Below are 13060 nucleotides of genomic sequence, written 5' to 3'. Positions count from 1 at the left end.
TCATTCTTTTGCTAACCAATATATATGTTATAAAAATCGATATAATGGGAGCAATATAATTCAGGTATGTGAGAGAGGTATTAATTATTCTCTTTCTTAGTTTTCTGAGGCCCAATTCAAACGGTCAGCTTGGTTATACTGCCAAGGAGCAGCATTATTTTCCACGTTCGTCATCATTAGGTTCAGCTCTTGCGGTGCGGCAGACTGTTCCATTACCAGGAATCTTCTCATTTCAAAGATAATAGATAGTGGATCCAATAATACTGGACAAGCATCTGTACATGCGTTACATGTAGTACAAGCCCAAAGCTCTTCTTTTGTGATATAATCGTTTAACAGCTTTTTGCCGTCATCAACAAATTTTCCGTTTTTATCGATATTTCTTCCTACTTCTTCCAACCTATCTCTTGTTTTCATCAAGATTAGTCTAGGAGAAAGCTGCTTGCCGGTAATATTAGCCGGACAAACGGAGGTACAACGTCCACATTCTGTACATGAATAGGCATTAAGTAATTGTACCTGATTAAGATCAAAAATATCTTCTGCCCCAAATTTAGACGGAGTATCTGCTTCACTTCCCTCTGCCGGAGCGGCATAAGGATCTGCATTAGGATCCATCATTAATTTGATTTCTTTTGTTACAGAATCAAGATTATTGAATTTCCCTTTTTTCTCAAGGTTGGCGTACCATGTACTTGGAAAAGCAAGAATTATATGTAAGTGTTTTGAATAATAAAGATAGTTCATGAAGAAAAGAATTCCTACAAAGTGGAACCACCAAGCCCCTTTCTCTGTAAAGAATAAGAAACTATCACTAAAATTAACGAAAATAGGTCCTAAAAAAGTTGAACTGATAGGAAAACTACCATGTTCCGGCAGTAACCCTCTTTGCTGCAATACAAAGTCTGCAGCGTTCATTTTAAAGAAAGCCATCATTAGGGCAAATTCTATGATAAGAATCCAGTTTGCATCATGTTTTGGCCATCCGAAAAGTTCTTTCATGGTTAGTCTTTTAACTCCATAAAAGTTTCTTCTGATGAAAAATACAACTACACCAATAACAACAAGAAGTGCAAGGACTTCCAATGTTGCAGTAAAGAAATTATAAAAATCATGTCCTAAGATAGAAAGGAAACGGTGAGTACCGAATATTCCATCAACAATAATTTCAATAAGTTCAATATTAATAATCACAAAACCTACGTACACGAAAAGGTGCAAAACACCGGCAACAGGACGTTTTACCATCTTGCTTTGTCCCATAGCTACTCTTGCCATGGTACTCCAGCGTTCAGATTTTCTATCGCTTCTATTGATCTCGTGACCTAGTCTGATATTTCTATAGATCTTTAGCAGGCTTTTGGCAAACAGTCCAAATCCCACCACTAATAAAATCAGGAAAATAATGTTATCGATGTACTGCATAAGGCGTATTAGTCTTTATTGTTTTTACCGAAAACAGAGAAATTAATATATCTCTTAGGGTTTGCTTTCATATCTTCAATCAATGAATTCAAATTTGAAGATGCTGAATTCAGATTATTGTAAAGTTGCTCATCTTTCATCAGTTTACCTAAACTACCCTGTCCCTTATCTATTCCGCCAATCACCTGATTCAGTTTTCCTACGGTAGCATCTAAGTTTGCAATGGTTGCATTCAATTGTTTGGTATCAATGTTCTGTGCAAGGTTTCCATATTTATCCAAAGTTACTTTACCGCTTTGCATAGTAAGACTTGCATCATCTAAGACCTTTTGAAGTTTTGGATCATTGTGCCCTACGAGATTGTTTACACTCCCTGCTGTGGTTTCTAATGCTCCTACTGTTTTATTAAGGTTAGATAATAATGCCTTGATTTCAGCTCTGTTTTGTCTATCAAAGAGTTGATTAGCATTCGTCATTAAGGAGTCTACCCTGTGCAATACAACCTGTAGCTGATCCTTAACCGGGCCTACCTGAGAAGAAAGACTTCCCATCATACCTAGTTTAAATGCCCCCTTCAGGGTATCACCATCTTTTGCCTGAACACCTCCATACATAAGATTGACTCTCATTTCCTTTCCGGACATTAATCCAGGTTCGAAAATTTCAAGGCTTGAGTTTTTTGAAAATTCGAATTTGTTGTCCACTGTAATTTTAACGACAAAACTAATTTTGCCATCTTTTGCAGTTTGAGGAATAATCTTATCAACCTGCCCTACTTTCAGACCGTTAATAGAGACAGCTGAAGATTGCGCAAGGCCTTCTACATTGTCATATTTTGCGTAAAATATATTGTCGGTAGTAAAAAGGCTCTTCCCTTTCATAAATTGAAACAACAACACAAAGCCTACGATAGCTAGAAGTGTGATCACACCAGCTTTTAATTCTTTACTGAACTTCACTTGCTAATTTTTTTCTAATAAGCAAATATAGTACATTTTAAATAAATCTTTTCCTTTATTGTTCTGCGTTAAATACAAAAAAAGCGACAAATTTTTTTGTCGCTTTTATATTGATAAGATGAATCTCTTATTGTTGTTGGTTTCCTACCTTGTTCCAGATCTCAATTCTGTAATCCTCAATATCAGAATTATCCTGAAGACTCTTTAACCAAGCCTGTCCGAACATACCTGCATTTCTTTGAGTAATAGACTCTGTGAACTGCTTAAGATCACCAGGTTGTTTGTTTACTGTTTCTGATTTTTTGATCAACACATAAACACCTGTTCCCCCTTCAACCGGATTAGAAAGTTTACCTTTTGCTACACCAAATGCAGCACCGGCAACTTTAGGCTCCATTGAACCAGCAATTGAAGGATTCAGTAGATTTACTTGAGCCGCTTGTTTTGAAGTAGCAAATAATTTAGCAATCTGATCTAAGTTTGAAGCTTTCGCTCCAGCAATTTTATCAGAAATTTGTTTTGCTGCCAATTTATTTTTAACAAGAACTTCAATTTGGTCTCTTACAGATTCCGGATCAGCAAGACCTGCTTCCTGTTTTCCGTTTAGGTATACTACAATTTTATCTCCTGTTCCGTCTACAGTAAAGAATTCTGTATCTCCTTTGGATCTTTTCTTATCGAAAGCCCAAGTTAAGATCTCTCCGTCTTTTTCTGTACCTAAGCCCTGAAGTTGGCCTTCAAATCTCTTTGCAGCCTTAGGGTTAGAGAACTGGTAGTTATCTTTTTTAGCAATATTCACAAAATCATTGAATGATTTCCCTTGAACCTGCTGAATGAATTTTCTAGCTTTTTTGTCTGTTTCAGCTTCTGTAGCATCTGAAGGCTTGATCTCTTTTACAAGATTAGCAACCTGATACCCCATTGATCCTGATTTTTTATCTTCAATATTGATGATATGGTAACCGAACTGTGTTTCCACAACTCCTGTTGCCCCTTTAGGATTGTTTGCTAAATAAGCAAGGAACTCAGGAACGAAAGGCGTCTCTGGAGTTGTCCAACCTAAGCTACCACCTTGTGCTGCAGAATTTGGATCACTTGAAAGCTTAAGAAACTCTGTAAATTTAGCTGGAGTTGCTTTTACGATAGCTCCAATAGAGTCAGCCATTTTTTTAGCCTGCTCTTTAGATCTTGTCACTCCTTCTCCTGCAGGGCTTCCTTTGAAAGCAATCAGGATATGTCTTGACAATGTAGAATCAGAAGTCTTTTTACCTACAAGCTTAGAAACTACATAGAAGTTTTGTTCCTTATAAGGACCAAATGTTTGTCCTACCGCAGCTGTTGCGATCTGACCTTGTATAGTTGCAGGCAATTGCGTAGGCTTTACATACTGAGGGTTAAAAGGAGAATCTGAGTTTGCCATAACAAACATAGAATCGTTCTTTGTATTCTGGAAGTTTTCTGCACCTCCACTAGCATCTGTACCTCCTGAATATAGCTTCGTAATTTCCTTTAAAGCTGCTGCATCATCTGCTGCGCTTGGCTTGGAAGGGAAAAATACAATTCCGATATTTCTGCTAGGCTCTGCCTTGAACATTACCGGATGCTGCTTGATGTAGTTTGTAAGATCTTCTGTAGAAACATTGATCTTCGTTTTCTGAAGATATGCTGCATAGTCTACCTTTACAAAGTCGATATCAGCAAGCTGATCTCTTTGCTTCATCAATTCCTCAGCTTCTTTCTTACCTGTAGTGATACCTGCTGAAATATTGGAAAACACCTGTCTAGCCATCAGTCTGTACTCAATTGTTTTTTTAGTTTTTAACCATTGAGCATATCCTTGAGGATTGGTGCTTTGTAATGTTTCAATTTCTTTTTTAAGTTCTTGAGTTTTAAAATTACCTTTCTCATCAAAGAACTGTTGATTTTGGGCAAACATCTGATCATACTGGATCTGGTTCCAGAAATAATCATCAGTCATTTCAAAGCCCAATTTTTCAAACTGTTGCTTAATAAGCTTAGATTGTACAAGTAACTGCCAAGCCTGCTCTTCAAGACCGTTTTTCGGACGACCTTGTTGCTCTGCTTGTTGTTGCAACACGAAAAGCTGATCATTAAACTCTTCGCGGGTGACTTTCTCACCGTTTACTTTTCCTAAAACGTCAGGATTCTTACCAAAAACCTTGTCGATACTATCGGGGTTTACCAAGAACGCCAAAAGCGCTAGGGCTATTACTCCCATCAAAAGCCAAGGCTTACTCCTAATCTGTCCTAAAATTGCCATTTTATAAATTATAGTTTTTTATCAGTTTGCGAAAATACACATTTTTAAGAAATTACAGAAATAGAAGTTCCTTATTTTAATTTTAAATCGCAAAGATTACATAAAAAAGGAAATTTTGACCATATTTTTTAGCAAAAAACAAATGGCATAAGTATTGTGCATTTTAGAACATTATAATATACTACACGTTTTCAGGCTATATTATAAAAAATCTATTTAACGATTAAAAACGAAAATGACAATTTGTCATTTGATTCATTATGACAGAATTTGAAGATATGAGTTTAGAAGAAATGATCAGCGACGGTTTTGATATTGTAGCTGAGGAAATCAATCTTTCCGACTTTGCAGAGACTGATAAGAATTCCGAACAGAAAATATTCCCGATACTTCCCGTAAGAAATATGGTTATGTTCCCGAATGTGGTGATTCCTATTACTGCTGGAAGAAAAACATCAATACAACTTATTGAAGATGCACAAAAGAACGGAGATTTTATTGGAATTATAAGCCAGAAAAACTCTGATCTTGAACAGCCTACTGAGAAAGATATTTACACCACCGGTACTCTAGCGAAGATCATTAAGATCATTAAACTTCCTGAGGGTAATATCACAGCAATCACAAAAGGTTTTCACAGGTTCAAAATCAAGAAGATAACTGATAATCAGCCCTATTTCAAAGCTGAAATTTCAAAACTAAAAGATACGAAACCTAAAAATGAGGAGGAATATGATGCTTTGTTAGAAAACATTAAGGACCTGGCTTTAAAAATCATTGAACTCGATCCTAATATTCCTAATGCCGCAAATTTTGCCATCAAGAACATCAACAATAATGATGATCTGCTGAACTTCATCTGTACCAATGCGAGCTTCCCATCTCTTGAAAAGCAGAGATTACTAGAGGAAAAAAGCATGATGGAGAGAGCTAATAAATGCTATGAAATGATGCATGAGGACTTCAGAAAGCTGGAACTAAGAAACCAGATTCATCAAAAAACCTCAAAGGATCTTGATAAGCAACAAAGAGAATATTTTCTGAATCAACAAATCAGAACTATCCAGGAAGAATTGGGTGGTGGACCTGAAAGTGATGTGGAAGATCTTATTGCTAAAGCAAAAACGAAGAAATGGAGTAAGGAAGTTGAGGAACATTTCCAAAAGGAAATTGGCCGATTACAACGTCAAAATCCTAATTCTCCGGACTACAACGTACAGAGAAACTATTTGGATTTCTTTACAGACCTTCCGTGGGATACTTATACCAAAGACATTTTTGATATTGCAAAAGCTGAAAAAGTATTAGATAAAGCACATTTCGGACTGGAGGATATCAAGAAAAGAATCCTGGAACATATGGCTGTTTTAAAATTAAAAAACAACATGAAGTCTCCTATCTTATTATTGGTAGGACCTCCGGGAGTAGGTAAAACATCTTTAGGAAAATCTATTGCGGACTCTTTAGGCAGAAAGTATGTAAGATTATCTCTGGGTGGACTTCATGACGAAAGTGAAATCCGTGGACACAGAAAAACATATATCGGTGCAATGGCCGGAAGAATCCTGCAGTCTATTAAAAAATCAGGAACCTCCAATCCGGTAATTGTTTTGGATGAGATTGATAAAATCGGACAAGGTCTTCATGGGGATCCAAGTTCTGCACTACTGGAAGTCCTTGACCCTGAACAAAATAAATCATTCTATGATAACTTCCTTGAAATGGGATATGATTTATCAAGAGTAATGTTTATTGCGACAGCCAATTCTCTTTCAACCATTCAAACTCCTCTTTTGGATAGAACAGAAGTTATTCAAATTGCAGGATATACCCTTGAGGAAAAGATTGAAATTGCTAAAAGACACTTAATCAAGAAGCAGCAAGAGGAAAATGGCTTGGATGCTAAATCATTCAAGCTTGGAAATCCTGAGCTTAAACATATTATTGAAGCGCATACTTCGGAAAGCGGTGTGAGATCTCTGGAGAAAAGGATTGCTTCCATTGCAAGATGGGTAGCACTACAAACGGCTTTAGTAAAAGACTATGATCCAAAAATATCTCTTGAAAAGGTAGACGAAATTCTTGGAGTTCCAAGACCGAAGAGTTTATCTGAAATTACAGGAGTTCCTGGTGTAGTAACAGGTTTAGCATGGACAAGCGTAGGCGGAGACATCTTATATATTGAAAGTATTTTAAGTAATGGAAAGGGCACATTAACGATGACCGGAAATCTGGGAACCGTTATGAAAGAGTCTGCGACCATTGCCTTAGAGTATATTAAAGCTAAGCATAACGAATTGGGAATTGCTCAGGAAGATCTGGATAAGAAAAACATTCACGTTCACGTTCCTGAAGGGGCAACTCCTAAAGACGGACCATCCGCAGGTATAGCAATGCTTACTTCTATGGTTTCTTCTTTTAAAAACAAAAAAATAAAACCACACCTTGCTATGACAGGGGAAATTACCTTAAGAGGGAAAGTTCTTCCGGTAGGTGGAATCAAGGAAAAGCTTTTAGCCGCAACAAGAGCCGGTGTAAAGGATGTAATTCTTTGTGAAGCTAACAGAAAGGATGTGGAGGAGATTAAAAAAGACTATCTGAAGAATCTTAAAGTACATTATGTAAACAGAATGGAGGAAGTCATTGATATCGCCATTGAAAAATAAGACAACTTATCAACATAACATATTAACTTCTCAATAAGGAAACACGTTCTGATTACCGGAACGTGTTTCTGTTTTTGGATATCAAAGCTTTCTATTATTTCATCAGGTGGAATGAAATTTGATATCCAGAAAGAAAAAATCCACATTGATTGAATAAAAATTTCTTTAATTCAATGGGTTTTTCTTATTTTTATTCCATACTGTAGATTATAGATTATGAATTTCCTTAGACTTCCTTTCCTTGTCAAGCTTACGCTCGTTATTATTTCCATCATCGGGCTTGGCTATCTTTTGGCATTAGGACAGAGCATTTTAGCTCCATTTTTTCTTGCTTTTCTAATGGCAATGCTGTTTTTACCGGCAGCAACATTCATGGAGAAAAAACTAAGATTTCCGAGATCTATGTCAACAATGACCTCTGTTTTTATCATGTTGATGATTTTAAGCGGGTTAATATATTTCTTTAGCACACAATTATCAGACTTCAGCAAGGACCTTCCCCATCTTAGGGAGCAGTTTACTACGGTCTTTAATGGCTTCCAACACTGGATTTCGAAGACATTTAATGTAAAGGTGGATGAACAGGTAGATTACATCAACCAGGGGTTAAATAAACTCCTTTCTTCATCTGGAGCAATTCTAGGTTTTACATTCGGAATATTTTCAACAGGGTTTGGTTTTATTATATTTTTCACCATATTTTTTATTTTTATTTTAAATTACAGAAGACTTTTAAACAACTTTATTATTGCGGTTTTTAATGAAAGACACAAATCAAGTGTAGAAGAAGCAGTGAATGAAATCCGTATTATGACGAAGAAATATATCTTCGGGCTTTTTCTTCAGGTTATTATTGTATCTATTCTGACTTCGATTGTTCTTACTGTACTAGGGGTAAAATATGCTATTCTTCTGGCTGTTTTAACAGGTTTGCTGAATGTAATTCCTTATTTGGGAATTTTTATTTCTTTAGTCATTTCATGTTTCATTGCATTTGCCACTTCCAGCCCGTCAACTTGTATTTATGTAGCCATGGGTTATATTGCCGTACATGCCGTAGACGGAAATATTGTTCTGCCATTTGTTGTAGGTTCAAAGGTGAAAATCAATGCTTTATTTTCATTTGTGGGAATTTTATTGGGTGAACATCTTTGGGGTATTGCAGGAATGTTCCTTTGCATCCCGGCCATTGCCATCATTAAGATTATCTGTGAAAGAGTGGAGGATCTGAGGCCATGGGGGAAATTGCTTGGCGAAGAAGAAAGACCCAATAAAAAGAAAAAAAGTTATAAAATTTCAAAGAATATTACCCTGAAAGAAATGGATTGATGATGAATAATGAGTAATCAATATTTTAAACTTTAAATAAAAAAAGACTGCCTTGAAATAAGACAGTCTTTTTATTTTTATTAAGGAAGAGCGCAATATGGGCTCATTCCGTTTGGACAGGTTTCTGTACAAAGAATATTAGATTGTATATCCGGACAGTATCCGTAATCTGGCCCTCCGCCTCCAGGACCACCTCCTAAACAAGGATCACCAGGGGGAATTTTACATGGACATCCTACAGGACCGATATCGCATTTTCCAACACCTACTCCACCTTGAATTTCTCTTAAAGCCGTACGGTCTAATTTTTTAAGATTTTTCAACATAATATTATCAGTTTAATTTGTATTTCAAATATAAATAATAAAATTGTACAAAATCCAACATTAACCTACCATTAATACAACCCTATTCATTTTTTATTAAAAATAAATGATAAAATAATATTTTTATTTTACATTAGATGTAAAATATTCAATCATGAAATATATAAAATTCATTCTATGTCTCTTATTCGGAATTATGTTTATCAATGCAGGATTAGATAAGTTTTTTCATTACAACCCAATCCCACCACTCACTGAAGCTCAAATGAAAATTTATGCAGCTTTTGGAGAAATAGGATGGTTACTACCTTTAGTGGGAGCTGTTGAAGTAATTGGAGGATTATTATTCATTTTCCCAAAAACAAGAGCATTAGGCGCTATCGTTATACTGCCGGTATTGGTAGGAATTTTAATCCATAACTTATTCAGGGATCCATCAAATGTAGGCATTACAATTTCTGCTGTACTGTTCATTATTAATATCTGGATCATTATTGACAATAAAGACAAGTATAAAAACCTAGTGGGCTAACCGGTAATAATTACTATCTATTACTCCTTTACACAAATGCACTGAACCCTGTAATCGATCGTCCTACGATGAGCGAATTGATTTCTTTTGTTCCTTCGTAGGAATAAATTGCTTCAGCATCTGCCACAAAACGGGCCACGTCATATTCTAGCAGAATACCATTGCCACCCAACACTTCTCTTGCTCTGGAAACGATATCTCTTGTTCTTAGGGTACAAAAAACCTTGGCCAGCGAAGCATGCTCATCTTTTAAAATTCCTTCATCCTGCATTTCAGACAATCTAAAGACCATAGTCTGCATGGCCGTAAGATTGGATAACATTTCTACCAAATGCCCTTGAATCATTTGAAATGAAGCAATGGGCTTTCCGAACTGTTCTCTTGTTCTGGTATATGCCAGTGCACTTTCATAAGCTCCCCTTGCACAGCCTGTTGCCATCCAGGCTACTCCTGCTCTGGTCATTCGCAGCACTTTTCCTGTATCTTTAAATGAATTGGCATTCTGCAAACGGTTTTCTTCCGTAACCAGACAGTCTTTCAGGGTAATTAATCCGTTCTGAACTATTCGGAGAGCCATTTTTCCTTTAATTTTTTCAACAGAATAACCAGGATTATCTTTTTCTACAATAAACCCTTTTACATCTCCACTGTCTAAATCTCTTGCCCAGATAATAACGAGATCCGCAAAGGTTGCATTTCCAATCCATTTTTTTTGTCCATTCAACAGCCAGCCCTCTTCTGTTTTTTTGCAGGTTACCGTTAAACCTCCCGCAGCTCCGGAGCCAACTTCAGGCTCTGTTAGTCCGAATGCTCCTATTTTCTCAAACTTCTGCATCTGCGGAAGCCATTTTTGTTTCTGTTCTTCTGAGCCACATATATATATAGATCCCATTGCTAATCCAGACTGCACCCCAAAAAAGGTTGCAATGGAAGCATCAATTCTCGCCATTTCCATAGCAATAACTCCTTCCATCAGGAATGGCATTCCCGGACACCCGTACCCTTCGTAAGTAACACCACAGATATCCAGCTTTTGAAATTTTGGGATTAATTCAAAGGGAAATTCATCTCTTAGCCAATAATGATTCACCAAAGGTTTTACTTCTTTTTCCATAAAGGCTCTTACTTTCAACTGAATTTCCCTCTGTTCAGGAGACAGAGTATGGTAGATGTCATAAAAATCTCCATCAATGGGAGGAAGTTCTTTCTTTTTCTTTTCAGAATCAAGCATTTTCATAAGTCCTGAAAGCTGTTTATCGTCCAATTTTGAAAAATTATGCATCAGTTTGGGTAAGTCTACTTTTTTAGAGATGGCACTTAACTGGTCAAAATCTATGGATGTAAACAATCCTATTGCGTTTCTGATTTTGGAAAAGGTATTTGACATAATGATATATTGTGATTTGGTTTGTAAAAAGATAAGCAAAAATTACTCCGAAATCAAGTCACCACCCACTACATTATTTTACAAAATACTAATATTCAATAAATTACACCAGAACATTTTCTTTACAAACTTTTTACTTTTGATTTTCAAGCATTACAAAGGATCCTGCCTGAACTTTGACTCAAGCAAAACCTCAAAAATAGTATACTATGAAAACGACTTACATTAAATTATCATTATCTGCAGTTCTTCTATTGGGAATTTACTCATGTAAAAAAGGAGAAGCCAGCGCCAATGAACTTAGCAGTTATGCAGTTGCAGATTCTGCAGCAGTTACAGCATCAGACAACGTTTCATCAGTTGCCAGCATGGAAGTAAAGGACAAACAGTTTATCAAAACGGCAGATGTCAATATGGATGTAAAAGATGTGTATAATGCTACCATTGCCATTGAAAAATCGGTTCAGGAACTTGGTGGTTTTGTTACCAAAAGTAATCTTCAAAGCAATGTTGTTTCTGAAGAAACTTACAACACTTCTGATACGGAAGCTATGCTCATTAAAAAATACAAGAGTGAAAATACAATCCAGGTACGGGTGCCCACTGAAAAACTGGGAGAATTTTTGACATCAATCAATACGAACAAATTATTTCTCAACTCAAGAACCATTAATGCAGAGGATGTAACAGCTAATATAAAATACTCCGAACTGGAAGCAAAAAGAAATCAAAAAACTTCTGAAAACATTGATAAGGTCAAAGCTAATAAAGACAAGGTAGCATTGGATAATGAGAATATGTCTGAGGGAAATCTTCAAAAGCTAACTACGATGAATATGGAAGACAATCTGAAATACAGCACTGTTGACATCTACATTAAGGAGCCTAAATTACGTATTGCAGAAATTGCAGTTACCAATACAAATAGTATTGACAATAAATACAGATATAATTTTATCTACGATGCAAAGGATGGTTTTGTGTATGGGTTTTACCTGATTCAAAGAATCTTTGTTGCTCTTATCAATATCTGGCCTTTGTTATTAATTGCCGGCGGACTGATCTATTTTTTCAGAAAAAGAAAAGCCACAAGACCTGAACCTCCAAAAACTCAGGAATAAAAAACACACCTAACCAATTGGTTATCATCATAATTTTAAATTTTACAACCTTCTGTTTACGGGAGGTTTTTATTTTTTTGAAAAAAAAACTGTAACGATTATTATCCTGTCCTTACCTACTATTTAAAAGAACAGAAAATCAAAAAATAAATAATATGAAAAATTTAGTAAAACTTGGGTTCACAGCATTATTATCAATGAATTTTATGACTGCAACGGCACAGAATAAAAATACGGACAATGACAACAGCCTGCTGTGGGAAGTATCCGGAAAGGGACTTTCTAAGCCATCTTACATTGCCGGAACATTTCATATCTTATGCAACAAAGATTTTGATATAAAGCCTAAGGTTTGGAATGCACTTAATCAATCAGAGAATTTTGTTATGGAGATCAACTACACAGATCCGAACGAAGTGAATGCTATGCAAAAAATGATGTCTGCAGATAAAAAAATATCTGAACAACTGACTTCCGAGGAAACAAAAGAACTGGATAAAGTACTTTCCGATTATGGGACCAACCTGAATAAAGTAGACAACCATAGCCCACAGGCTCTTTATGCTCTTGTGGCAACAAAAGCCATCCCATGTCCTCAGAATGAAGTAAAAATGTATGAAATCGAGCTGCTTAAAATGGCTTTAAAAAACAAGAAAAGTGTGAATGGGCTAGAAAAGGTTGATGATCAAGCCTATGCAATTGGAGAAGCATACGATCTGAAAGAAGTAATATCCCAACTGAAATTAGGTAATGAATATGCCATCACTTCACAAAAAATGACCGAAGCCTTTAAAAATGAAAATCTAAAAACCCTGGATCAACTTATTAAGGACCCAAAATTCATGAATAAAAAACAGGAAAAATTAATGCTGACTGACCGAAATATAAAATGGGCAGAAAAAATGCCCGAGATAATGAAAAAACAAAGTTCTTTCTTTGCAGTTGGAGGCGGTCATCTTTGGGGTAAGAATGGGCTAATCAATCTTCTGAAAGCAAAAGGATATACAGTAAAGCCTGTATCAAGCTTATAGTGA

General features: G+C 36.0%; 10 protein-coding genes. 5 read left to right on the top strand and 5 right to left on the bottom strand.

Annotation, left to right across the window (positions count from 1 at the left end; genetic code table 11):
* Nucleotides 1-96 precede the first annotated feature (96 nt).
* The 3 genes from C1638_RS18350 to C1638_RS18340 form a co-directional block, all read right to left on the bottom strand.
* Nucleotides 97-1425, bottom strand: coding sequence for a 4Fe-4S dicluster domain-containing protein (locus C1638_RS18350; protein ID WP_109623409.1), 1329 nt, complete (start codon nt 1423-1425; stop codon nt 97-99).
* 8 nt (nt 1426-1433) lie between these two features.
* Nucleotides 1434-2384 carry an MlaD family protein gene (locus C1638_RS18345; protein WP_109623408.1) on the bottom strand — a complete coding sequence of 317 codons (951 nt, stop codon included), beginning with the start codon at nt 2382-2384 and terminating at the stop codon, nt 1434-1436.
* Nucleotides 2385-2511: 127 nt separating this feature from the next.
* Entirely contained in the window at nt 2512-4665 is a 2154-nt protein-coding gene (locus C1638_RS18340; RefSeq protein ID WP_109623407.1) for a peptidylprolyl isomerase, read from the bottom strand.
* Nucleotides 4666-4925: 260 nt separating this feature from the next.
* Between C1638_RS18340 and lon the strand changes: the two genes are divergently transcribed.
* Complete coding sequence (lon, locus tag C1638_RS18335) at nt 4926-7331, top strand: endopeptidase La (protein ID WP_109623406.1); 2406 nt, start codon at nt 4926-4928, stop codon at nt 7329-7331.
* A 216-nt stretch (nt 7332-7547) separates the two neighbouring features.
* On the top strand, nt 7548-8660 hold the full coding sequence (locus C1638_RS18330; protein ID WP_109623405.1) for an AI-2E family transporter: 1113 nt from the start codon (nt 7548-7550) through the stop codon (nt 8658-8660).
* Between the two features lie 80 nt (nt 8661-8740).
* Here C1638_RS18330 and C1638_RS18325 read toward each other — a convergent pair whose 3' ends face one another.
* The gene (locus C1638_RS18325; RefSeq protein WP_109623404.1) at nt 8741-8986 is read right to left on the bottom strand and encodes a bacteriocin-like protein; all 246 of its coding nucleotides are present in this window, start codon (nt 8984-8986) and stop codon (nt 8741-8743) included.
* 154 nt (nt 8987-9140) lie between these two features.
* Here C1638_RS18325 and C1638_RS18320 point away from each other — a divergent pair, with 154 nt between their 5' ends.
* Nucleotides 9141-9518 (top strand): MauE/DoxX family redox-associated membrane protein, encoded by a 378-nt coding sequence (locus C1638_RS18320; protein WP_109623403.1) that lies wholly within the window; start codon nt 9141-9143, stop codon nt 9516-9518.
* A gap of 28 nt (nt 9519-9546) precedes the next feature.
* Here C1638_RS18320 and C1638_RS18315 read toward each other — a convergent pair whose 3' ends face one another.
* On the bottom strand, nt 9547-10905 hold the full coding sequence (locus C1638_RS18315; RefSeq protein WP_109623402.1) for an acyl-CoA dehydrogenase family protein: 1359 nt from the start codon (nt 10903-10905) through the stop codon (nt 9547-9549).
* A gap of 209 nt (nt 10906-11114) precedes the next feature.
* Between C1638_RS18315 and C1638_RS18310 the strand changes: the two genes are divergently transcribed.
* Together C1638_RS18310 and C1638_RS18305 are read left to right on the top strand one after the other, a co-directional pair.
* Nucleotides 11115-12026, top strand: a complete 912-nt coding sequence (locus C1638_RS18310) for a DUF4349 domain-containing protein (protein WP_109623401.1) — start codon at nt 11115-11117, stop codon at nt 12024-12026.
* A gap of 155 nt (nt 12027-12181) precedes the next feature.
* Nucleotides 12182-13057, top strand: a complete 876-nt coding sequence (locus tag C1638_RS18305; protein WP_109623400.1) for a TraB/GumN family protein — start codon at nt 12182-12184, stop codon at nt 13055-13057.
* The last annotated feature ends 3 nt before the right edge of the window (nt 13058-13060 follow it).

The sequence above is a fragment of the Chryseobacterium oncorhynchi genome (genome assembly GCF_002899895.1).
GTDB lineage: Bacteria > Bacteroidota > Bacteroidia > Flavobacteriales > Weeksellaceae > Chryseobacterium > Chryseobacterium oncorhynchi.
Note: the sequence above shows the minus strand (reverse complement) of the source record. Positions and strands in the feature narration are given on the sequence as shown.